The 22,045-nt window shown below is 57.8% G+C and carries 17 protein-coding genes; 5 read left to right on the top strand and 12 right to left on the bottom strand.

The genetic code is table 11. From position 1 onward, the window contains the following. Nucleotides 1-83: 83 nt before the first annotated feature. Nucleotides 84-980, bottom strand: coding sequence for a transglutaminase-like domain-containing protein (locus E5201_RS11045; protein WP_219993613.1), 897 nt, complete (start codon nucleotides 978-980; stop codon nucleotides 84-86). 121 nt (nucleotides 981-1,101) lie between these two features. Between E5201_RS11045 and dgt the strand changes: the two genes are divergently transcribed. Next, on the top strand, nucleotides 1,102-2,430 hold the full coding sequence (gene dgt, locus E5201_RS11040) for a dGTP triphosphohydrolase (protein ID WP_140986160.1): 1,329 nt from the start codon (nucleotides 1,102-1,104) through the stop codon (nucleotides 2,428-2,430). A 42-nt stretch (nucleotides 2,431-2,472) separates the two neighbouring features. On the opposite strand, the gene manD is transcribed toward dgt, so the two are convergent. The 4 genes from manD to E5201_RS11020 form a co-directional block, all read right to left on the bottom strand. Next, complete coding sequence (gene manD, locus E5201_RS11035; protein ID WP_140986159.1) at nucleotides 2,473-3,696, bottom strand: D-mannonate dehydratase ManD; 1,224 nt, start codon at nucleotides 3,694-3,696, stop codon at nucleotides 2,473-2,475. A 100-nt stretch (nucleotides 3,697-3,796) separates the two neighbouring features. Then, entirely contained in the window at nucleotides 3,797-4,516 is a 720-nt protein-coding gene (locus E5201_RS11030) for a FadR/GntR family transcriptional regulator (RefSeq protein WP_140986158.1), read from the bottom strand. Nucleotides 4,517-4,615: 99 nt separating this feature from the next. Beyond that, nucleotides 4,616-4,969, bottom strand: coding sequence for an L-rhamnose mutarotase (locus E5201_RS11025; protein ID WP_140986157.1), 354 nt, complete (start codon nucleotides 4,967-4,969; stop codon nucleotides 4,616-4,618). A 5-nt stretch (nucleotides 4,970-4,974) separates the two neighbouring features. Beyond that, nucleotides 4,975-6,027, bottom strand: a complete 1,053-nt coding sequence (locus E5201_RS11020) for a LacI family DNA-binding transcriptional regulator (RefSeq protein ID WP_246050600.1) — start codon at nucleotides 6,025-6,027, stop codon at nucleotides 4,975-4,977. Between the two features lie 168 nt (nucleotides 6,028-6,195). Here E5201_RS11020 and E5201_RS11015 point away from each other — a divergent pair, with 168 nt between their 5' ends. Both E5201_RS11015 and E5201_RS11010 read left to right on the top strand, forming a co-directional pair. Then, a complete protein-coding gene (locus E5201_RS11015; RefSeq protein ID WP_140986156.1) occupies nucleotides 6,196-7,542 on the top strand; it encodes an MFS transporter in 1,347 nt (448 codons plus the stop codon). Between the two features lie 3 nt (nucleotides 7,543-7,545). Next, nucleotides 7,546-9,840 carry a GH36-type glycosyl hydrolase domain-containing protein gene (locus E5201_RS11010; RefSeq protein ID WP_140986155.1) on the top strand — a complete coding sequence of 765 codons (2,295 nt, stop codon included), beginning with the start codon at nucleotides 7,546-7,548 and terminating at the stop codon, nucleotides 9,838-9,840. A gap of 3 nt (nucleotides 9,841-9,843) precedes the next feature. Here the strand turns inward: E5201_RS11010 and aptA are convergent, their stop codons facing one another. From aptA to E5201_RS10990, 4 genes are all read right to left on the bottom strand, one after another. Beyond that, a complete protein-coding gene (aptA, locus tag E5201_RS11005; protein ID WP_483964209.1) occupies nucleotides 9,844-11,178 on the bottom strand; it encodes an omega-aminotransferase AptA in 1,335 nt (444 codons plus the stop codon). An 84-nt stretch (nucleotides 11,179-11,262) separates the two neighbouring features. Continuing rightward, nucleotides 11,263-14,475, bottom strand: a complete 3,213-nt coding sequence (locus E5201_RS11000) for an alpha-L-rhamnosidase (protein WP_181404610.1) — start codon at nucleotides 14,473-14,475, stop codon at nucleotides 11,263-11,265. Between the two features lie 188 nt (nucleotides 14,476-14,663). After that, nucleotides 14,664-15,752: an L-rhamnose/proton symporter RhaT gene (gene rhaT / locus E5201_RS10995; RefSeq protein ID WP_140986153.1), complete on the bottom strand. Its 1,089-nt coding sequence runs from the start codon at nucleotides 15,750-15,752 to the stop codon at nucleotides 14,664-14,666. 3 nt (nucleotides 15,753-15,755) lie between these two features. Beyond that, nucleotides 15,756-16,652 carry an amidohydrolase family protein gene (locus E5201_RS10990; RefSeq protein ID WP_140986152.1) on the bottom strand — a complete coding sequence of 299 codons (897 nt, stop codon included), beginning with the start codon at nucleotides 16,650-16,652 and terminating at the stop codon, nucleotides 15,756-15,758. 327 nt (nucleotides 16,653-16,979) lie between these two features. On the opposite strand from E5201_RS10990, the gene E5201_RS10985 reads away from it, so the two are divergent. Further along, nucleotides 16,980-17,831, top strand: coding sequence for an SDR family NAD(P)-dependent oxidoreductase (locus tag E5201_RS10985; RefSeq protein ID WP_140986151.1), 852 nt, complete (start codon nucleotides 16,980-16,982; stop codon nucleotides 17,829-17,831). 109 nt (nucleotides 17,832-17,940) lie between these two features. Continuing rightward, nucleotides 17,941-19,560, top strand: a complete 1,620-nt coding sequence (locus E5201_RS10980) for a rhamnogalacturonidase (protein WP_219993611.1) — start codon at nucleotides 17,941-17,943, stop codon at nucleotides 19,558-19,560. A gap of 69 nt (nucleotides 19,561-19,629) precedes the next feature. Here the strand turns inward: E5201_RS10980 and E5201_RS10975 are convergent, their stop codons facing one another. The 3 genes from E5201_RS10975 to narI form a co-directional block, all read right to left on the bottom strand. Beyond that, the gene (locus E5201_RS10975) at nucleotides 19,630-20,787 is read right to left on the bottom strand and encodes an NnrS family protein (protein ID WP_140986150.1); all 1,158 of its coding nucleotides are present in this window, start codon (nucleotides 20,785-20,787) and stop codon (nucleotides 19,630-19,632) included. Nucleotides 20,788-20,869: 82 nt separating this feature from the next. Beyond that, nucleotides 20,870-21,340 carry a hypothetical protein gene (locus E5201_RS10970; RefSeq protein WP_140986149.1) on the bottom strand — a complete coding sequence of 157 codons (471 nt, stop codon included), beginning with the start codon at nucleotides 21,338-21,340 and terminating at the stop codon, nucleotides 20,870-20,872. 12 nt (nucleotides 21,341-21,352) lie between these two features. After that, on the bottom strand, nucleotides 21,353-22,045 hold the full coding sequence (gene narI, locus E5201_RS10965) for a respiratory nitrate reductase subunit gamma (RefSeq protein ID WP_246050599.1): 693 nt from the start codon (nucleotides 22,043-22,045) through the stop codon (nucleotides 21,353-21,355).

The following is a 22,045-nucleotide window of genomic DNA, read 5'->3' as shown; positions in this document are numbered from 1 at the left end:
AATAGCCGCATTTGTCAGACACATGACCCCGAGTGTGTGGTTTTTGCTACGCAATATGTCGCAGCCGTCACATTCGCAGAAGGCTATGGCCGCAATTCGTTCATAACCGGTTCATCTTGCGGCAGTTCAAGGGCAGCATCGTCTGTGGAAATGGCGTCGGTGGTGCGCGTAAAACCTTCGGGCAAGGCATCAAGGCGCTCGATATGGATATCGGTCAGGCCGTGAACCACCGCACCGCTGAAATCGGAACTTAGGGCGATTTCGGCGGCGTCGCGCCCAGCCCCAATGCGGATCAGGCCGTCAAGCGGAGCCATGCGCGTGGCGTCAAACAGCCACCAGCGTCCGTCGAGATAGGCTTCAAAAACCGCGTGAAAGTCATTGGGTTTAAGGCCGAACGCATAGCAACTGACGTAACGGGCGGGGATTTCCAGCGCGCGGCAGAAGGCGATCCCCAGATGGGCAAAGTCGCGGCAGACACCGGCGCGACGGATCAGGCTTTCGGCGGCGGTAGTCTGGGAATCGGACGCCCCGAAGCGGTAATCAATATGCTCAAAGAGCCAGTTGCAGATGGCGGTGACGCGGCTATAGCCGCGATGCAGGTGGCCGAATTCCTTGCGCGCGAAACCGGCCAGACGATCGGACGGCACAAAACGCGAGGGCAGCAGATAGGGCACGCAATAGAGCGGAAGCTTACTCACCGGCGTTTCATTGATCTGTGACGGATCGGCGCGAAAGGGGTGCAGCGTAACCTCGGCCTGATAGTCGAGGCTTAAGGGGCCAACGGGTGCGTGAACCCTGAGGTAGCGGTTATGGTAATCCGGTACGATATAGTGGTCGGTGGCCAAGTCAGGGGTAAGGCGCAACTGTTCGTTCAGGTGGGTGTGACGCCTTAGGGCGGCGACCTGAATGTTAAAGATAAAGACGGCGGGTTGCCTTACGTCATAGGTAAGCCTACATCCCAGCCTGTACCTGATGCTCATCGCGCTGTTTGCCTTTCTGACTATGGACGTCCATATGACGGTAGAGGTGTGAAAAGAATCGATATGTTTCCCCGATTATTCCTGTCTGGTTCGGGGTAGGTGCGGGTCTTACGGAGGCGATATGGACTGGGACAGACTGTTGAACACGACGCGGCTGATGTCACCGGACTATGCCGAGCGGCCGGGCCGTCCCATGTACATGCAGGACATGGACCGGATTACCTTTTCCGCGCCATTTCGCCGTCTGGCCAACAAGACGCAGGTGCATCCGCTCTATGACAACGACCATATTCATCACCGGCTGATCCACAGTATCGAAGTGGCCAGTGTCGGGCGCTCTCTGGGGATCGAGGTCGGGCAATGGCTGGTCGATGAGGGGCGTATCAATATCGCCCAGAGAGACAAGATCGCCGGTATTGTTCAGGCGGCCTGTCTGGCGCACGATATCGGTAATCCGCCTTTTGGCCATTCCGGTGAGGCGGCGATCGGTAACTGGTTTGCTGAAAAGCTGGTGCAGCCTCAGGGGATATTAAAGGCCCTTGAGCCGCGCTTTCATCAGGCATTCAAGGCCTTTGAAGGCAATGCGCAGGGCTTTCGTATCGTGGCGCGTACCGAGATGTACGTCAATGAAGGCGGGATGCGTCTGAGCCTTGGGGTGTTGGGGGCCTTCACCAAATATCCGGCCACGGCCAATGTCAGCCATGCCCGACCGGATACCTATTGCGGACTGAAAAAATACGGCCTGTTTGACAATGATGCCGAAATGTTCGCGCAGGTCGCGGCGGAACTGGGGCTGCCGTCAGAAACCACGCCGCAGGGGACATGGTGGCGGCGGCACCCGTTGGTCTTCCTGATGGAGGCGGCGGATGATATTTGTTATAATATCATGGACATGGAAGACGCCTTCGTCAGCGGCGATGTCAGTTTTGCGCAGGCCAGCGAGTCATTGGCGTCTTTATTTGCCCGCCGTAATAAGCCTAGCACCCAAAAGTCACCCTCGGCGGAGATATCGGTTCTTCGGGCGCAGGCGATAACCGGCGCGATTACCGCCTGCGTTGAGGCGTTCAAGGTTCATTACGATGCGCTGATGGACGGCAGTTTCTCAAAATCGTTGATTGAGGTGTCGGATAAGGCTGACGAATTCGCCGCCATCAAGCAGATTGCCCGCGACCGTATTTTTAATGCACCGCGCAAGACGGAGCTGGAAATTTACGGCCGTAATGTCATCTGGCGTATCATGAACGGGCTGATGCCGGTGCTGGATGATCTGGAACGTAGCGGCTGGGATCGGGAGGGCTTGTCCCCCTATCATAAGCAGTTGGTCCGCGCGTTCCATCTTGATCTTGACGGGGTGGATACGCCCTACGATGCCGTTCATGCCCTGACGGATTTTGTATCGGGCATGACGGATCGCTATGCCGTCAAGGTGGCGGACACACTGGGCGCTTAAATTCAAAAAACCTCCCGAAGCCGTCTTCGGGAGGTTTTTGCTTTACCAGTTCCAGAGCGTGCCGTCGGTCAGGCGGGCGATAGGCAATTGCTTTGGCTCGTAAGGGTATTTCGCCGCCAGCTTTTCGTCGATATCGACGCCGTGGCCGGGGGTGTCGCCGATTTTCAGATAGCCGTCAGCGAAGCTGTAGTCATGCGGGAAGACCTCATCGGTTTCCGGCGTGTGACGCATATATTCCTGAATACCGAAGTTCGGCACCCATGTATCAAAATGCAGGGCTGCGCCCATGCAGGCCGGTGACAAGTCGGTCGCGCCGTGGCTGCCGGTGCGAACCTGATAGAGCGAGGCCAGATCGGCAATACGGCGCAGGTGCGTGATGCCGCCCGCATGGACAACCGTGGTGCGGATATAGTCGATCAGCTGGTTCTGAATGAGGTCTTTGCAGTCCCAGATGGTGTTGAAGATTTCACCGACCGCCAGAGGGGTGGTGGTGTGCTGACGGATCAGTTTGAAGGCTTCCTGATTTTCCGCCGGTGTGGAATCTTCCATCCAGAACAGCTTGTAAGGCTCAAGGGATTTGCCGAGTTGCGCGGCCTCAAGCGGCGTCAGGCGGTGGTGCACATCGTGCAGCAGTTCGATCTCATCGCCGTGATCCAGACGCAGTTTTTCAAACAGCTTTGGCGTGTAGTTAAGGTAGGAACGGGTGTTCCATACGGTTTCTTCGGGCAGGGTGCTGTCGGCAGGTTCATAGTACATCGAGCCGCGACCAACGCCGTATGCGCCTTTGACGCCCGGAATGCCTGACTGGGCGCGGATGGCGCGGTAGCCCATTTCCTTATAGCGGGCGACCTCTTCGGAGGTGTGCGAAATATCGGAGCCATTGGCGTGGCCATAGACCAGAACGCCATCGCGTGAGCGGCCCCCCAGAAGCTGATAGACCGGCAGGCCGGCGATCTTGCCCTTGATGTCCCACAGCGCTGTATCGACGGCGGCAATAGCCGACATGGTCACCGGCCCGCGACGCCAGTAAGCCCCGCGATAAAGGAACTGCCAGATGTCTTCGATGCGCTGGGCATCCTTGCCGATCAGGTTCGGAATGACGTGTTCTTCGAGGTAGGCAACAACCGACAGCTCACGGCCATTGAGCGTGGCGTCGCCGATCCCATAGACGCCCTGATCCGTTTCGATCTTGAGCGTGACGAAGTTACGCCCCGGGCAGGTGACGATAACCTTGGCAGATACGATTTTGGCGACAACAGACGACATGGGGAAGGCCCTGATAAGATGGCAGACAGCAAAAGTTATCAGACCAATATTCGAGGCCTGCTCCAATAGCAAGTTGAAATGCAGCGCAGACCTTGCAAAATCAGGCAGATACCTTGCGGGTGTCTGAGTCTTCGGCCTCGGTAACGCGTAACAGGTTGTCGATGACGCGTCCCAGATGGTCGTGCATGGCCTTACGCGCCGCATGCGGATCGCGGGCGGCAATGGCCGTATAGATAGCGCGGTGTTCTTCGATAACCGGCGTGACCCCTGCCGAGCGCGACCGGCGCAGAATTTCGATACACAGCGGTGAATGGTCGCGGATATCCCACAGGGAGCGCACGACAAAGACCAGCGCCTCGTTGCGCGTCAGACGGGCGATGGCCATGTGGAATTCACGGTCTTCGGCTTCGGTATCGAGCGTCACCCCGAGGTGGCTTTTGTCTTCCATCCGTTGCAGCACCTGCTCTAACTCGGCGACGTCTTCGGGGGTGGCGGTTGTGGCGGCAAGGGCGGCGGTTTCGCCTTCGATCAGCTGACGCGCCAGTGTCAGTTCAAAGGCACCGATATCAAGGTCGGAGGGTTTCAGCGCCTCTTCGGGCGAGGCGATCACATAGACGCCTGAGCCGCGACGGGCTTCGACCAGACCTAAGATTTCCATGCCGATCATGGCTTCGCGCACGGTCAGGCGACTGACCTGAAAACGCTCAACCAGCACTCGCTCAGGCGGCAGGCGTCCGCCTTTGACGAAATGTCCGGCGGCGATGTCGGCCTGAAGGGCGGCGATGATCGGCTGGTAAAGCTTCTGGTTATCGGCTTTCATGAGGTACGCGTCGTTTCAAAAGGGGTGAGATCAAGAGGCTGAGAAACCATGCCTGTTTTCGGGGGCAAAATCTATTGTCAAATAAGGAAAGCCCGAAGATCAGGGTTGTTCCGACAGGGCATAGATGCGTTCCATTTCCACCCATGTCTGATCCGGCGCAAAGGGCAGGGGTTTCTGAAAGCTGGCCATCAGTGCGTCCCAGGCCCTGACGTCGGCATTGTCCTTGTCACGCGCGGCCTTGGCCACCGGATCGAAATCCTGCCCCTGTTCCATGAGCAGAAACATGCGGTCGCCCACGCACCAGATTTCCAGTTCGCGGATATCATCGGCACGAATGGCAGCGGTAACGGCGGCAGGTACGGCACCGGCCTTATGCCAGGCCTTGTAGCGGGCGATCTTGTCGTCCTCATCGTGGAGGTCAACGGCGAAGCATTTACGTTGGGTCTGGGGCATGGGAGTCACACTGTAATCGGGGGTGCGGCGGCGGAGGCCCGCCGGACGAGGTGGTATTCTAGCTGCTGAGAGGTGGACACGTCGCGGCCCTCAAGGCGGTCTATCAGCAGACGTGTCGCCGCTTCGCCCAGATCGTTCATCGGTTGATGCACACTGGTCAGGGGCGGCCAGACGCTTGAGGCGGTAGGTGCATTGTCAAAGCCTACGATGCTGACATCATCAGGAACGGAAAGTTTGAGCTTTGCGGCGGCGGCAAGGGCACCAAAGGCAATATAGTCCGCGGCGGCGAAGATGGCCGTCGGGCGATCCGGCATGGACAGCAGGGCCTCGGCCTCATCAAATCCGTTATTGACCTCAGGGTCACCGCGCATCACCCATTCGGGGTGCAACTCAAGGCCGTGATGCGTCATGGCGCGTAAAAAACCGGCCTTGCGGCGCAGGTTCGATCCGCCGCCTTTCAGGTTTTCAATATAGGCCAGACGCCGGTGACCCAGACCAATCAGCCATGAGGTGGCGTCAAAGGCGGCCTGTTCGTCATCAATATAGACCTGAGGGCTGTTCTCGATTTCCGTGGTTGGTGAAATCCGCACATAGGGGACCTTGAGGTCATCAAACAACGCCATGATCTCAAGGTCATCGCCCACGGGCGGCGGCAGGATGACGCCGTCAAAGCGTGAGGTGATCAGCCTTTGTTTCAGATAGTCCATGCCGTGCGGTCTGAGCTCAGCCAGACCTTCGATCACCAGATGGTATCCCGCCTGACGGCAGGCGCTCAGGGCACCCATCTGAAGTTCATGCTGGTAATAGTGGGTAACGGGGCGTTCAAAAATCAGCCCGATCATATAGCTGCGTGACCCCTGAAGGGCGCGGGCGGCGGGATTGGGCTTAAAGCCGGTCTCAGTGATCAGGCGCTCGATCAGTTCGCGCTTGTCGGCCCGGACGCCCGGTTCCTTGTTGAGGACACGCGAAATCGTCTTGGGCGAAACGCCTGCTCTTTGGGCAAGGTCAATAATGGTCAGGCGTGGCAAGGTGCGTTGGAACTTTTTATTATCTGACAAAAGCTTTTATTTATCAGATAAAAAGGTACCAGCCTTCGCCCTTATCTGTCTACCCCCTAAGCAAGGGGATAGGGCACAAGTCATGACAACGTTGACATGGCTTATTTTGTTTGCTTTTCTGCGACGAAACAAGACAACAATAAATGATAAAAAACAGGGCGGCACATCATGACAGTACAGGGGCAAAAGCTCAGCTTACGCGAAAAGGTAAGCTATGGCTTCGGGGATCTCGGTTATAATTTCTACTGGACGATGATCTCGGCCTTCGGGCTTTATTTTTTCACCGATGTCTTCGGGATTACGCCGGTTGAGGCCGGTACGCTGATGCTGGTCAGTCGCCTGCTCGATGCCTTTACCGATCCCTTGATGGGGGCCATAGCCGACCGGACGCAGACAAAATATGGTCGCTTCAGACCCTATATCCTCGGCGGGATTTTTCCGCTGGCGGTGATGGGGACCCTGACCTTCTATACGCCTGATCTCGATCATGCCGCCAAGCTGGTCTATGCCTATGTTTGTTTTAACCTGCTGATGCTGGCCTATACGATCGGCAATATCCCCTATAGCGCCCTGTCGGGGGTGATGAGTGCCGATGGCCAGCAACGCGCCACGCTTAACGGGTTTCGCTTTTTCGGCGGATTTTTAGGCGGCACGATTGTTACCTATTGCACGCCGCATCTGGTGAAATTCTTTGGCGGCGGCACCGAAGGCTGGCCCCTGACCATGGCCGTCTATGGCATGGCGGCCTGTGCGATCATGGCGGTGTTGTTTCTGAATACGCGCGAACGTATCAGCCCGCCCGCCGGTCAGAAAACCAGCCCGTTCAGTGACATTGCTGATCTGACGCGCAACGGGCCGTGGATGGTGTTGTTTGTCATCTCACTGGTGATCATGGTGACCATTACGCTGCGTATGAGCACATCAGCCTATTTCATGCGCTATGTCGCCGAACGCGAAGACCTGATCGGTCCGTTCCTGACGGTCTATGGCATTGCGCTGGCGACGGGGGCCTTGCTGACGCCGGTGCTGACGCGTTTTGTCGACAAGAAGATATTGCTGATGGTTCTGATGGGACTGGTGGCCGTATTTTCAGCCACCTTCTTCTTCATTCCGGCGGATCAGATCGGGCTGATGTTTGCCGTTCAGATATTGATTGGTCTGTGTCTGGGGCCGAAGTCGCCGCTGTCGTTTTCGATGTATGCCGATACGGCTGACTATACGGAATACAAGACCGGTAGACGGGCGACGGCCATGACCTATGCGGCGGCAACCTTTTCGCAGAAACTGGGGGGCGCGCTTGCGTCCTTTGTTATCGGTGGAGCGCTGACAGCGGTAGGCTATGTCGCCAATGCCAGCCAGACAGAGGAGTCACAGCAGACCCTAAGGCTTCTGATGAGTCTGGCGCCAGCGGCGGTGGCTCTGTTGTCGGTGCTCATTCTGGCCTTCTATGGTCTTAATCGTACCAAAATGGAAGCCGTGACCACTGAGTTGCTGCGTCGTCGTGAGAGTGTCTAAGTCATGTCACTGATTACGTTCAAAGACGGTGTGTGTACGCTTCGGTCGCCGACCGCTCTGCCACGCGCTTCGGGGTTTTTATGGAACCGCAAGATGATGCTGCATGCATCGGCGCGGGGCTATGTCACGGCTATGTTCATGCAACCGGAACCGGCGCGTTATGCCCATGCGCCGGTCATTCAGGCCAAGACCTTCATCCTGCCGGAACAAGCCTATTTCGCCCACCATCCGGGGCGGTTTGTCTATGTGAAGGATCGCGATACGGGCGAGGTTTTCTCATTGCCGCATGAACCCGTGCGCCAGACGCCGGACCGGTTTGCCTTCACGCAGACGCCACATGACCTGACGTGGGAGACGGAAAAAGACGGCCTTGCGGGGCGGCTTAATTTGCGTCTGCCGGTGGATGAGGTGGTGGAGCTATGGTCGCTGGGGCTTGAAAACCGGTCGGGGCGTACGCGGCATTTAAGCCTGTTTGTCTATTTCCCGCTTGGGTTCATGAGCTGGATGAACCAGTCGGCGAAATACGAGCCGGAACTGGGGGGTATCGTCGGTACGTGCGTCACGCCCTATCAGAAGGTGGCTGACTATTTCAAAAACAAGGATTTCAAGGATAAGACGTTCCTGTTGAGCGCTGTGACACCGGACGGGTTTGAAGCGCGGCAGGAGGTCTTTGAAGGTGAGGGCGGCCTGATGAACCCCGACGGGGTGCGTGAGGGATTACGGGGCGGTGTCGCAGTCTATGAGACGCCCGCCTGTATCCTTGAGTTTGAGGTGACGCTGGCCGACGGTGAGGCCTTTGACAACCGCCTGTTGTTTGGCCCCGCCAAGGACGAGGCCGAGATCGCCGCTGTGCGCGAACGCTGGTTTGCAGATGGGGCGTTTGAACAGGCTGAGGCCGATTACAAAGCTTATCTGGCCGAAGGGGCGGGCGTCCTGAGCATTGAGACGCCGGATGCGCATCTTGATGAATTCGTCAATCACTGGCTGGCGCGACAGGTCTATTATCATGGCGACACTAACCGCCTGACGACCGACCCTCAGACGCGCAATTTTGTGCAGGACGCTATGGGCATGGTCTATGTCCAGCCGGAAAAGGCGCGGGACGCGTTTTTATATGCTTTGTCACAGCAGCACGAAGATGGGGCCATGCCAGATGGTATCAAGCTCTATGCCGAAGCCGAGTTCAGCTACATAAATCAGGTGCCGCATACGGATCATTGCGTGTGGCTGTTTATGTGGTGCGAAGCCTATCTCAGTGAGACGGGTGATTACGCGCTGCTTGATGTGGTCGTCGAAGGGCGCAAGGTGCGTGACCGGCTTGAGGCGGCGCTGATCCATCTGTGGGTGACGCGTGATGAACGGGGCTTAAGTTTCATCGATCAGGGCGACTGGAACGACCCGATGAATATGGTCGGCTACAAAGGACGCGGGGTGTCCGGCTGGCTCAGTGTGGCGGTGGCCTATGCCTGTGATCTGTGGGCGAAGATCGTTGGTGAGGGCCAGTGGGCCTTACGGGCCGATGAGATCAACAGGGCGGTCAATAGTCACCTGTGGGACGGGGACTGGTTTGCGCGTGGCATTACGGATGACGGGACGGCGTTTGGTGTAAAAACCGATGCTGAGGGGGCAATTTATCTTAATCCGCAAAGCTTTGCGCTTCTGTCCGGTGCAGCGGATCGGGCCCAGACGGATAAGATACTGGCGGCAGTCGAATCCCGTCTTGAGACGCCTTATGGCGTTGAGATGCTTGGGGCACCCTATACGGCCATGCGTGAAGATGTCGGGCGGCTGACGCAGAAATCGGCGGGGGCGGCGGAAAACGGCTCGGTCTATAACCATGCGGCGGCGTTCTATATCTATAGCCTCTATCAGACCGGACATATCGATAAGGGCTTTGATATTTTGCGTCGCATGCTGACGGGGCCAGGTGAGGCGGATTACCTTCAGCGCGGCCAGATTCCGGTGTTTGTACCCAACTATTATCGCGGGGCCTTTCGTGAGCATCCGCAGACGGCGGGCCGGTCATCGCAGCTGTTTAATACCGGTACGGCGGCGTGGGTTTACCGCATTGTCATCGAGGAGCTGTTTGGTCTTAAGGGGACGGCTGAGGGGTTGCAGATCAGGCCGAACCTGCCCGCACATTGGCCGGAAGCGCGGGTTAAGCGACAGTTCAGGGGCGTGACCTATGACATCCATATCCGGCGTGGCGACCGGCCTTCGCTTAGGGTCGATGGGGTGTCACTCGACGGCGATATACTGCCTGTGCGGGACTGTCGGGTTGAGGTGGAGGTGGTCTGATTGTCAGGCGGCGCGGTTGATGGCGTCGCCGAGAACTGAGACGATCTCATGAATCTGATGGGGTTCAATGATCAGTGGCGGCGACAGGGCAATAGTGTCGCCGGTGACACGGATCAGCAGGCCCTTATTGAAGCAATCGACAAAGACATCATAGGCGCGTTGGCCAATGGCGTCAGGGCGCGATTGTAATTCGATACCGGCCATAAGGCCAATAGCGCGGGTGTCAATAATGTGTTTGGCGGTCTTGAGGCTGTGGATGGCGTCACGCCAGTAGGATTCGATCTCAGTGGCGCGGTTCAGAAGACCTTCGGCTTCATAGACATCAAGGGTAGCAAGCCCTGCGGCGCAGGCGATCGGATGGCCGGAATAGGTATAGCCGTGGAAAAGCTCAATCGCGCTTTCAGGCCCGCTCATCAGGGCATCATGTATCGGGCGGCTGGTGAAGACTGCGCCCATGGGAATGACGCCGTTGGTCAGGCCCTTGGCGGTGGTGACCATATCGGGGGTAACGCCGAAATGATCAGCCGCGAAGGCAGAACCCAGACGCCCGAAACCGGTAATCACTTCGTCGAATATCAGCAGGATGCCGTGTTTAGTGGCGATGTCCCTCAGGCGTTGCAGATAGCCCTTGGGTGGCAGCAGAACACCGGCTGAGCCAACCACAGGTTCAACAATGACAGCGGCGATGGTTTCGGCACCGTTCAGCGCGACAATCCGTTCAAGATCATCGGCCAGATCGGCACCATGTTCGGGCAGGTCAGGACTGAAGGCGTTGCGGCTCAGGTCATGGGTGTGGCGCAGGTGATCGACGCCGCCCAGTTGCGGGAAGACGCGGCGGTTGTTGACCAGACCGCCGACCGAAATGCCGCCGAAGCCTACGCCATGATAGGCTTTTTCACGCCCGACAAAGCGGGTGCGTGTGCCCTGACCGATGGTGCGTTGATAGGCGATGGCGATCTTCAGCGCCGTATCGACGGATTCCGAACCGGAATTGGTGAAGAAAATCCGGTCGAGCTTGCCGCCTGTACCGGTGGGCGCAATGTCGGCCAGACGCTCGGCAAATTCAAAGGCAATCGGGTGACCCATCTGGAAGGTCGGGGCGAAATCAAGGGTCTGCGCCTGACGCGACAGGGCCTCTGTGATGGGTTTGCGGCCATGACCGGCATTAACGCACCACAGGCCGGACGTACCATCAAGCACGGTGCGGCCATCGTCAGCGGTGTAGTGCATACCGTGTGCCGCCACCAGCAGTCGCGGACTTTGTTTAAACTGGCGATTGGCCGTAAACGGCATCCAGAAATGATCAAGCGAAGGCGTATTGGAAAGGGGTGTCGTCACGGCAGATGTCCTATGGTTCGCTTAAGTGGAACCATAGTTCACCCTTTCCGGCAAGACGTCTTTGTGATCACATATCTGGTTACTCTAGGCCGAGAAGCGGTAGCTGCCGGAACCAACCTCAAGGGTTACATAGCCGCCCGTTTGCGCCAGAACCGCAACCTCCTTATGTGCGGTAACGGCGCGTCCGCCTTCGCGCCATTGGCCCTGAGGCAATATGACTTCGGCGGTAGTGCCTGCGGGAATAGTCAGGTCAAAGGCTTTGAGGCCACCGGCATTGCCGCGCACGGATGTTTTGATTTCACCCAGAACCGACTGATAGGTGGCGCTGACGTCACCAACATCGGGCAGATAAAGCGGCGCGGCGCGGATGCGCCGGAAGCCTGCGGCAGCGGTATCTATGCCCGCCAGACGGCGATACATGAATCCGATCACCGCGCCAAAGGCGTAGTGGTTATAGGAATTCATGGCGAGATCACCCGTGTCGGAGTCCCAGCGTTCCCACATGGTGGTCGCACCCTTAAGTGGCATATAGCCCCATGAGGGTCGCTCACGTTGCAACAGCAGGCCGGACACCACGTCATACTGACCATTATCGGCCAGCACATCGAGGATATAGGGCGTGCCTAAAAAGCCCGTCGAAAGCTTCATGCCGCGACCACGGATTTCGTCGGTCAGCACCTTTGTGGCGGCGGGTTTGAGCGCGTCAGGCACAAGTCCGAAGTAGAGCGACAGGATTTGCGAGGTCTGGCTGCCATTGCCACATTTGCCATTAGAATCAATAAATTCACGGGCATAGGCGGCGCCGATTTTCTGACGCAGATCAGCGTATTTCTCAACCTCAGTGGTGCGTCCGGTGATCTCGGCCATTTCACGCATCAGGTCAGCGGAAAAGGCCCAGAAGGCGGTGGCACACAGGATGCGCGGTGTCGTTTCGTCATCGGGCTTAATGGCATCGACGGACAGCCAGTCCCCGAGATCAAGTCCGCGTTCCTTACGCCAGATATGATCGGGATTGTGACCGATAAGGAAGTCCATCCATTTGGTCATCGCGTCCCAGTTTTCTTCGATGACCGGCGTGTCGCCATACCGCTTCCATAGCATATAGGGCAGGATCAGACCGGCTTCTGACCACCCTTGCGTCACTACATCGGGGAAGGATTGCGGTTGCGGTACAACGATCGGATAGCCCCCATCAGGACGTTGCGCCGCGCGGGCCTCGATAAGGAAGCGGCGGATAAACGGATCGACCTCCATATTGAAGGCGGCGGCATCCAGGAAGATCTGAATGTCGCCCATCCAGCCCATGCGCTCGTCACGCTGCGGGCAGTCGGTTGGCACACAGAAGAAGTTGGAGCGCTGGCTCCACAGGGCATTTTCCCAGAATTTCTGAATGAGCGGGGCCTTGTCAAATTTGACGGTGCCGGTTTCCTTACAGGCGCTGGAGATGACAATCCCTTCGATGTCGGCGGGCCTTGGCGTGCCGGGGAAACCTTCGACCTGCACATATCTGAAACCGTGATAGGTGAAGGTCGGTTCATAGACCTCGCCTGCCGGATCGCCCTTCAGGGTATAGTAGTCGGTGCACTTGGCCATACGCAGATTGGCCATGTCGACTTCACCGTCTGCGCCTAATATTTCAGCGAATTTCAGCTTGACGGTCTGGCCGGACTGGCCATTGACCTTAAGGCGCACCCAGCCGGAGAAATTTTGCCCGAAATCCAGCACATAGATGCCGGGTTTAGGCTGGCTGATGGTGGCGCGGCGGGTGCCGATTTGCTCAAGCAGGGGGCTGGTCAGGGGGAGAATGTCGCCGTCATAGGCCTGACCGACATGCACCTGCGGCCAGTGGGTGGCATTGAAGCCAACCTTGTCCCAGTCAGGGGTTTCGAGGCGCGCATCATAGACTTCGCCGTCATAGATTTCAGAGGTGATCAGCGGGGATTTCCCGATGCGCCAGTCGGGGCCGGTCTTTACCCATTCGGACGTGCCGTCGGCATAGTCGAGCCTTAGCTGGGCCAGCAACCGGCGCGGTGCAGGGCCAAAGCCATAGCGTTCCAGACGCCATCCGAAGGCGGTGGCATAGAAGCCGTCGCCAACGATAAAACCGAGCGCATTGGGGCCGTTTCTGACCTGTTCGGTGACGTCAAAAATATTGTAGAAAATATGCGAGTCCGCGACGCTGATTTCCGGTGTCAGATAGGCCTTGCCGACCTTGTGGCCATTGAGGCGGGCCTCAAAAGCGCCCAGCGCTGTGGCATAGAGGCGGGCAGTAACCACCTGTTTTTGCGGCGTGAATTCGGTGCGCAGCAACATGGCGGGTTCAGCGGGGCGCGGGTCGTTTTGCGCGTCGGAACCGGATTTTTGCGCATTGACCCAGCGGGTGGGATTAAAATCCGCAGCGTGCCAGTTGGCCGGTGGAGTCGGGTTTACCTTCCAGTTGAAGTCGCTGACGTAACGGATGATTGTACCGTCGTTCAGGTGCAGGCGGATAAGTGCCGCGAAAGCCCCGCCATCGACCGGAAAAAAGCCAGTGGTTTCGGCTTCAACGAGGACGCAGACGCTGTTTTTTCCGGCCGTGATTTTGGCCGGTACCGGCACCAGTGTGCCCCAGTTCGGCACCAGTTGATCGGGTGTCGGGAGCTGTTCACCATTGGCCCAGACGCCCCTGATCCAGTCCTTTCCGGCAACGAAAACCTCCGCTTTGGCAAGGGTTTGCGGCGCGTCGAAGTCAAGGCGGAACGCATGGGGCCGGTTATCGAGCGCCTTATCGGCCCAGATCCATTTCAGACCGGCGCGGCGGTCGCCTTCGGCCAGTGCGTCTTCGGCAATGATCCAGTCGGCCTGCCAGTCAGAAGGGGAGAGGAAACCCGTTTCAAACCATGCCGGTTGGGCGCTGGCGATGCGGCCTTTGGCGTCGGTGACCTCCACTGACCACCAGACGCGCTGACCGATGACAAGGGGCTTTCCGGCATAGAGGATATCAAAACTCTGGTCGCCTTCTATGACGCCGGAATCCCAGAGATTGGCGGCAGAGGTGTCAGGTGTGGAGGCGGCGCGGATGCGGTAGCTTACCTGTTTCAGGCCGCGGTCTGAGCCGGTCAGACGCCATGACAGGCGCGGCTGGCGCACATCGGTACCCAGCAGGTCAACCGTATGTTCAGCGCGTAAATCCGTGACGCCGAACCCTGCTTTTTGCGCACGCGCCTGAGCGGTCGTGGCCCCGATACCGGCGGCTATTCCGGTGGCGGCAAGGAAATGGCGGCGGTTAAAGCCCGTAGCGGATATCGCGTTTGTCATGGCGTTTCTCTCATTATGATTTTCATCATAATACGTCATACATATTCTGAGGCAAGAGAAAAGGCGCGGGAGGATAAGCCTGCCCGCGCCCTTTGATTTATCGGTACTGAAAGGAAGTAAGAACCCCCCTCTGTCCGGCATGGCCGGACACCTCCCCCAGCAAGCTAGGGGAGTATGGGGACAGGGGATTAGTGTCCGCCACCGCCACCGGCCAGCATATTGCCGATACCGATAATGACGGTTGCTGCCAGAAGCGAAGCGATACCGGCCCAGACGGTGAGCTGTGTCTTTGACGAGGTACCTTTCCATTCCTTGAGGAAGAAGCCCCAAAGAGTCGAGAACAGGATGATCGAGGCCATGTGCAGCGTCCAGCTGGAGAAGCCGTAGGCGCCCATCTGGCTTTCACCCATGGTGTAGAAGAAGAACTGGAAGTACCAGAGCGTACCGGCCAGTGCGGCAAGGAAGTAGTTCAGGGCCAGAGGCGCTTTTTTGCCTTCGCCGCCCTTAACTTCACCGACCCATTCGCGGGCAGATTTGTTCTTAATAATCAGATAGGCGCACCAGATCAGGTTGGTCGTCAGACCCCCGAGCAGCACGACGCAAAGCACCGGCAGGCCGACCCAGAGCGGCCCTGTGCCTGCGGCGGCGGAGGCTTCGCGGATAGGCGCACCGGCCTCAAGGCCAAAGGCGAAACACGACGACATGACGCCGGAGAAAATGGCGATGGCGACGCCTTTTTTCAGGTTGAATTCCCCGCGTCCGGCGACGTCCTGAGCACTGGAGTCGTGGCGGAATTCTTTTTCTTTCTGGTTGCCTGCCATGGCGACAATGGCGATGCCCAGAAGCACAAAGACGATACCGGCCATGACGACCTGACCGCTGGTGGTAGCGAGGATGCCGCCCAAAGTGCCGTTAAAAATAGGCCCGCCGAGGGTGCCTATAACCGTGGTCAGGCCCATGATCAGGGCCATGCCGAGGCTTAAGCCCAGATAACGCATGGTCAGGCCGAAGGTCAGGCCGCCAAAGCCCCAGAGCAGGCCCCAGAAGAAGCACCAGAACAGGGTGTTGCCGGACTGTGACGATAAAACACCAAGCAAATCATTGGTTTGGATCGAGGCAAACAGCCACGGTGCCAGCAACCACGAGAAGATGCCGCCGGTCAGCCAGAAGATTTCCCACGACCAGAAACGGATGCGTTTATAGGGCACATAGAAGCTGGCGGAAGCGAGACCGCCGAGCCAGTGAAAGAAGACGCCGATAAGGGGATTGGGGGTCATTTCCTAGATCCTGTAGATACGTAAGGCATTGGCGGCGAACAGATTATCGCGCTCAGTCTCGCTGAGGTCGGAGGTCAGTTCATCGAAAACGGCCAGTTGGTTTTTATAGTTGGCAAACAGTTTGTCGGTCGGGAAATCAGAGGCGAACATCGCCCGATCCGTTCCAAAAATCTCTATGGTTTTCAGTATGATGTCGCGCGCGCTGTTGATTGACCAGTTACGGTCACCAAAGCCGAGACCGGATATCTTGACCGAGACATGCGGCAGGGCGGCAAGCTGTCTCATGCCCTGCTCCCAGAAGCCGATCCCGCCCGGTGAGCGGTCAACGGGCATGCCGAGATGGTTGATGATGACGGGGATATCCGGATGCTTTGCGGCTAGTGCTGCGGCGTCGGTCATCTGATTGGGGTAGAGTTGCAGGTCGAAGGAGAGGTTATATTTCCCGAGCAGGGCATAACCTGTGTGAAAGGCGTCGTCTTTGAGCAGGTCACGTTGCGTGTAGGTCAGGTTGGCGTCGGGGTGCCAGTTGAGAATCTGACGGATGCCGCGCACGTTTTTGTGCGCCACATGCTGCGCCAGAAGGGCCTCGGCACCGGCTTCGTTAAGGGCGGCATAGGCGACGATGGCCGACGGAAATCCTTCGGTGTCGGCCTTTTTTTGCAGCCATTCGGTTTCCAGAAGCGCCTGATCGGCGCGGGCACCGGCATCAATATGCACCGCCCCTTCGACAGTGATTCCGGCAAGGTCAGACAGATAGTCAGCGACCCCGTAATTATGGGCAATGATCGAGACATTGCCATTGGGGCCGGTATCGGAAAACGGCGGGGATAACCAGTCGTAACGGAGGTGGGACAGGTCCCAGAAGTGAACATGGGCGTCAACGAAACGCTTTATGGCCATGGTGCGCTTTCCTGTGTGTGCCTGTAGCCCTTAAGGGGCCTGTGTCTCATTATATCGGTCATATGTTTACTATATGAGACAAGCTGTCAACGCATCTGTCCCCGTAGCGGGCGGTTTTGCCGAAAAATCGGTGTGGGTGAGTGTGAAAAAGGGGCAAAAAACGACGATTTCGGCGTCATTTTTGCGGGTGAAGCGGGGGTGCGGGCACAGGTCTTAACCCATAGACGTTTGGCGAGGCCTTTATCCGCTATTTGAAGGTTTGAGGTGGGTGAGGGGTTGCGTTTATCCGGCCAATAGGTAATACATATTATGATATAAGGAGAGTCTATGCAAGCGACGCAATCATCCCCTTTGGGCGTGAACATGTTTGGTCTGAGGGGGCAGCATGTAGTGATTACCGGTGCGACCAGCGGTCTGGGGCTGGCGACGGCGCGGTGCTGTCTTGCGGTTGGCGCGAAGGTGACGATTACGGGGACATCTCAGGCGAAGATTGACGCGGCGATTGAGGGGTTGCGCGGGAATGAGATGCCCCCCTCCGGCGCAGGCGCCGGTTTCCCCCCGGCAAAGCCAGGGGTATATGATGCGGAGGCGGTTGCGGGGATGGTTTTTGATGTGACGGACTTTGATCGCGCGGAAGGGTTTGCGGTCGAGGTTGAGCGGTTACATGGGCCGGTGTCGGTGCTGATCAATAATGCCGGACGGACAATCAAAAAGCCGATCCGCGAGATGACGGTCCCTGAGTTTCAGGCGATCAATGATATTCATGTCACGGGGGCCTATGCCCTGACGCGAGCCTTTGTCGATCAGCTGGCAAAGACGCGTGGCTCGGTGCTGTTTGTCGCGTCAATGGCGTCATTTCTGGGGGTGCCGGAAGTCATCGGTTATACGGCGGCGAAGTCGGCCCTGACGGGTATGGTGCGCGGTCTGGCCGGTGAGCTGGCTCCAGAGGGCATCAGAGTCAATGCGGTGGCTCCCGGCTGGATCGATACGCCCTTGTTTCAGAGCGCGACGGCGAAAGATCCGGCGCGGGTGGCGAAGATCAACGGGCGTATCCCGATGAAGCGGTTTGGAACGCCTGAGGATATTGGCTGGGCCATGGTTTATCTGGCGTCTCCGGCGGCAGGTTATGTCACCGGTCAGGTATTGGCGGTAGATGGGGGTGCGGTCAGCGGGTTTTGAGTGGGGGGAGCAAATAGTAAGACACCCCCCTCCGGCCAGACAAGCTGGCCACCTCCCCCGTAAACAGGGGAGGATGTGAAGCGTTTAAAAAGAAAAAGGGAAATGCCAGATGGATGTGTATCACAAGGCTGAGTTCAGTCGCCGGTTTGTTCTGTTGGGGACCGGTGCGGCCTTTGCCGCCGCCCCGTCAATTGTCAGGGCCAACGGGTCGCTGAGCGGGTTTTTCGATGTTACGAAATTCGGTGCCAAAGGTGACGGCAAGACCATCGATTCACCGGCGATCAATGCCGCGATTGCCGAGGCCGTCAAGGCTGGTGGTGGTACGGTGGTGGTGCCGAAGGGCCATTATTTAAGTTTCTCGATCCGGCTTTATGACAATATCACGCTGCTGTTGTCAGAGGGGGCGCTGATTGAGGCGGCCAATCCCGATGTGCATGGGCATCACTATGACCTGCCGGAAGGGGTGTATGACGAGCAGTTTCAGGATTACGGCGTCAGCCATTTCCGCAACAGTCTGATCTACGGGCTTGAGGCGACCAATGTGGCGGTGATCGGCAAGGGCATGATCTATGGTCGCGGGCTTGATCGTGAAGGGCCTGCGCCGCGCTGGCATGGGATCAAGGGCTTTGTCTCGGCCTCATCGCGCGGGCTTGATCCGCACGCGGCAAGGCTGGTTGATCCGCGCGAGGCCGCCTATGAGGGACGTGCCCCGCATGCGGTGGCGTTCAAGAGCTGCCGCAATATTGTCGTCAAGGATTTCACCATTCTGCAAGGCGGGCATTTTGCCCTGTTCTTTATGGGCTGTGAAGGCATTAAGGCCGAGAACCTGTTGCTTGACACCGACCGTGACGGGATTGATCTGGATTGCTGCAAAGGCGCGGAGATCCTAAATTGTCGCGTCAATACCCCCAAGGATGACGGTATCGTCATGAAGTCGAGCTTTGCCTATGAGAAGCCTGTCTTCTGTGAGGATGTGGTGGTGAAGGGCTGTCATACCTCAGGCTATCTGATGGGCAGTGTCGTGGCGGGGAATCCGCAACCGTCGCCCTATATGGGGCCGGATGATGTCGGGCCGTTCGGACGGCTGAAGCTGGGGACCGACTCGGTCGCCGGTTTCCGCAATATCGTCTATGAGGATTGTCTGTGCGAGCACGGGCGCGGCATCCAGATGGGGGCCATTGACGGCGGGGTGCTGGAGGACGTGCGCTTTGAGAACATCCGCCTGAAAGACACGGTCAATCATCCGTTCTTTGTAAGGTTGTCGGCGCGTAATCGCGCACCGAAAACGGCAGGCATTGCGTCTGTGCGGCGCGTGGTGATCAAAGACATTGAAGCGACCGGTGTGCACGGGCTTTATACGTCAGGCATTGTCGGCATTCCGGAAAAGCGCATCGAGGATGTCGAGATCAGTAATATCCGCATTGTCTCGCAAGGCGGGGGTACGGCGGCGGACGCGGCACGTGAAATCCCTGAGCGGCGTAAGTCGAGCCTTGAGCCGAGTTTCATGGGCACGCTGCCGGCGCACGGGCTTTATATTCGTCATGCCAACAATGTGCGGGTCAAGGATGTCTCGTTTGAGGTCGAGCGGCCTGATCAGCGTCCGGCGATTGCCATTGACAGTGCTGATGGCGTGACGGTTGAGGGCTTAAGGTCGCCGCAAGCCGTGGATCGGGCCGTTGTGTCTGTGCGGGCGAAGAATGTACGCGTGAGTGGAGTGGTGCAGGGGTAGGGTTATCACCCTCCCCCGAACCTATCCCCTGTACGGCCCGGGGAGTATGAAGCTGGAAAAGGCTTGTGTTTAATCAGGACGTCCGTCGGCGCGGGGCGCGATAAGGATGGGCACATAGACCCATAGGAACAGGATAAACGCCACCAGCCATAGCGCACCGGCGGCTTCGGCCAGACGCAGGAACTGATCGGGGAAAACAAGAATCAGCAGGGCGCGCAGTATGGCGGCCAGATTGAGGGCAATGAAGGCAATGGTCATAGGCAGGCCGACCACCAGTGGTCGGCCGGTATGGCCAAGCGCGACGCGGGCCATGAAGCCCAGTGTCATGACGCCTAAGCCGCCGACCGTCAAAGCGTGGGTTGCCGCCCCTGACCAGATATCCATGCCGAGATGAATGAAGCCTTTGAGGGCGAAGCCTATGATGATCCATGCATAGGCGGCATGCAGCACCCAGACGAGCGGCAGTTTGAGGGTTTTCAGGGACTGCCACTGGCTGAGGCGCCAGAGATTGCTTAAGGCCGCGAGCAGGAAGAATATCCCAAGGATTGGCCCGCCAAGGGGGGGGTAGAACAGGGAGATGACTTCGCCAGTCAGCGCCAGAACCGTGGTGATCAGGGTAATACGGTCAATGCGCGGATCGCGTTTCAGAATCAGACCCAGCGGGCGTTCGGTGAACATCGGCATGACGCGTCCGCCGATGATCACGATCATCAGCAACAGGATATTGAGACCGGCGGTGAAGCCGATTACGCGATAGCCCGTCCACATCAGAAGATTGGCACCGCCGAGCAACAGTAGAAGAACAATAAAGAAGAAATTGCGCCTATTGCCACCCTTGATCAGGGCAGGGGCAATGCCGGCAATGACCAGAAGGCTGAATCCCGCGTCCATGACAACCGCCAGCCACAGGGGCAGAAGGTCGGAGGCAAAGACGGCGATGCGTCCCATGATCCATGCGGCAACAATCAGCCCCAGCCACCAGCCTCTGGGGGTTTTCTGCCCTGTCCAGTTGGCGACAGCGGTAAACAGGAAGCCGGTGACGACCGCCATGCCATAACCGAAGGTCATTTCATGCTGATGCCAGGCGATAGGGTCAAGGCGGCTGAAAAACGGCAGGTCAAGCCCTGCCGTCAGACAGACGAAATAGCCCAGCGCCACGAGCGCAAAGAGCCCCGACAGCAGGAAGAAGGGACGAAAGCCATAGTTGAACAGGGCAAAACGGGGCATGTCAGTCTTCTCGTATTTTCAGTCTTCTCGTATAGTCTGGCCTCCGGTATCGAAGGCCAGACTATCATCACGCTTACGGGTTTTATTGTACAAGTGGCGAATCAGCGCACTCAAGCTCTATGCCGACCAGCTTTGCCCGACCGGCCAGAATCTTGATGTATTGCGAAACCGCCTGAAGCCAGTTTGTGCCGGTCAGGTAATCGGTAATGGTCTGGCGGGCGTCCTCAAAGCTGAGGGCTTCGCCGTCCCAGACAAATTGCTGGCGGTTGTTTTCATAATAGCGCCGCAGATGCTCTTCTTCGGCCACCGGAACGGTGATGACCTTTTCGAGAAGTGCATCAATACGGGCATCATCGGCTACGGGTTCAGCCGTCGGATCGTCTTCGCGTGTCCCCAGCCCTTCGCGGACATAGGCCTGCAAAAGCAGTTCACGCACCGTCAGGGCTTCGGCGGCCATTTGCAGGGCCGAGGGCTGATCGGGGGCCGGGTGGTGCTGCATTTCGCGCAGCACCTGTTCGTCGGTGATTTCCACTTCGTTGACATAGATGGGCATGGATATAACTCCTTATGACCTGCGGGCCATGCGGCTGCGCACGATCTGATAGGGGCGGAAAACGTACTGCACCGGCGCACTCAGCATGTGCACAAGGCGGGTGAAGGGGAACAGCAGGAAGATGGTCAGGCCCAGGATGATATGCAGCTGGAATGGCCATTCGACACCGACGATGAAATCAGACGCCCCCGGACGGAAGGTGAATATGCCCTGCGCCCAGTCACACAGGTTAAGCATCAGGGTCGCGTCATGGTGACCGAGCGAGAAGGGGATGGTCAGAAGCCCAAGTGTGATCTGCACCCATAGAATCAGGAGGATGGCGATATCACTGAAAGAACTGGTCTGACGGATGCGGGCGACCAGCAGGCGACGGAACACCAGCAGGGTCAGGCCGATAAAGCCGATGATACCGGCAATGCCACCCGCCGTAATGGCCACCAGCTGTTTCTGTTCGGCGGTGATGAAGGGCGCATAGACCCAGTGCGGGGTAAGCAGGCCCACCAGATGTCCGCCAAAGATAAACAGGACACCGATGTGAAACATGACATTGCCGATGCGCAGGCCCTTGTCGGCCAGCAGGAGCGAGGAGGAGGCCTTCCAGGTATAGGGTTCCCGATCATAGCGGATCAGGGTGCCGATGGCTAAGACGCTGAGGCAGATATAGGGGTAAACCCCGAAGAAGAATGTATAGTAATGATCCATCAT

The organism is Asticcacaulis tiandongensis (assembly GCF_006475605.1).
GTDB classification, from domain to species: domain Bacteria; phylum Pseudomonadota; class Alphaproteobacteria; order Caulobacterales; family Caulobacteraceae; genus Asticcacaulis; species Asticcacaulis tiandongensis.
This window is presented reverse-complemented; position numbering and strand designations above follow the sequence as displayed.

Bases quoted from the DNA above. Each gene is read 5' to 3' on its own strand.
- rhaT (WP_140986153.1), bottom strand. From the start codon at position 15,752: ATGACCCCCAATCCCCTTATCGGCGTCTTCTTTCACTGGCTCGGCGGT.
- E5201_RS10990 (WP_140986152.1), bottom strand. From the start codon at position 16,652: ATGGCCATAAAGCGTTTCGTTGACGCCCATGTTCACTTCTGGGACCTG.
- E5201_RS11015 (WP_140986156.1), top strand. From the start codon at position 6,196: ATGACAGTACAGGGGCAAAAGCTCAGCTTACGCGAAAAGGTAAGCTAT.
- narI (WP_246050599.1), bottom strand. From the start codon at position 22,045: ATGATGGATCATTACTATACATTCTTCTTCGGGGTTTACCCCTATATC.
- E5201_RS11045 (WP_219993613.1), bottom strand. From the start codon at position 980: ATGAGCATCAGGTACAGGCTGGGATGTAGGCTTACCTATGACGTAAGG.
- E5201_RS11010 (WP_140986155.1), top strand. From the start codon at position 7,546: ATGTCACTGATTACGTTCAAAGACGGTGTGTGTACGCTTCGGTCGCCG.
- manD (WP_140986159.1), bottom strand. From the start codon at position 3,696: ATGTCGTCTGTTGTCGCCAAAATCGTATCTGCCAAGGTTATCGTCACC.
- E5201_RS10970 (WP_140986149.1), bottom strand. From the start codon at position 21,340: ATGCCCATCTATGTCAACGAAGTGGAAATCACCGACGAACAGGTGCTG.
- E5201_RS11000 (WP_181404610.1), bottom strand. From the start codon at position 14,475: ATGACAAACGCGATATCCGCTACGGGCTTTAACCGCCGCCATTTCCTT.
- E5201_RS10985 (WP_140986151.1), top strand. From the start codon at position 16,980: ATGCAAGCGACGCAATCATCCCCTTTGGGCGTGAACATGTTTGGTCTG.
- E5201_RS10980 (WP_219993611.1), top strand. From the start codon at position 17,941: ATGGATGTGTATCACAAGGCTGAGTTCAGTCGCCGGTTTGTTCTGTTG.
- dgt (WP_140986160.1), top strand. From the start codon at position 1,102: ATGGACTGGGACAGACTGTTGAACACGACGCGGCTGATGTCACCGGAC.
- E5201_RS10975 (WP_140986150.1), bottom strand. From the start codon at position 20,787: ATGCCCCGTTTTGCCCTGTTCAACTATGGCTTTCGTCCCTTCTTCCTG.
- E5201_RS11025 (WP_140986157.1), bottom strand. From the start codon at position 4,969: ATGCCCCAGACCCAACGTAAATGCTTCGCCGTTGACCTCCACGATGAG.
- E5201_RS11030 (WP_140986158.1), bottom strand. From the start codon at position 4,516: ATGAAAGCCGATAACCAGAAGCTTTACCAGCCGATCATCGCCGCCCTT.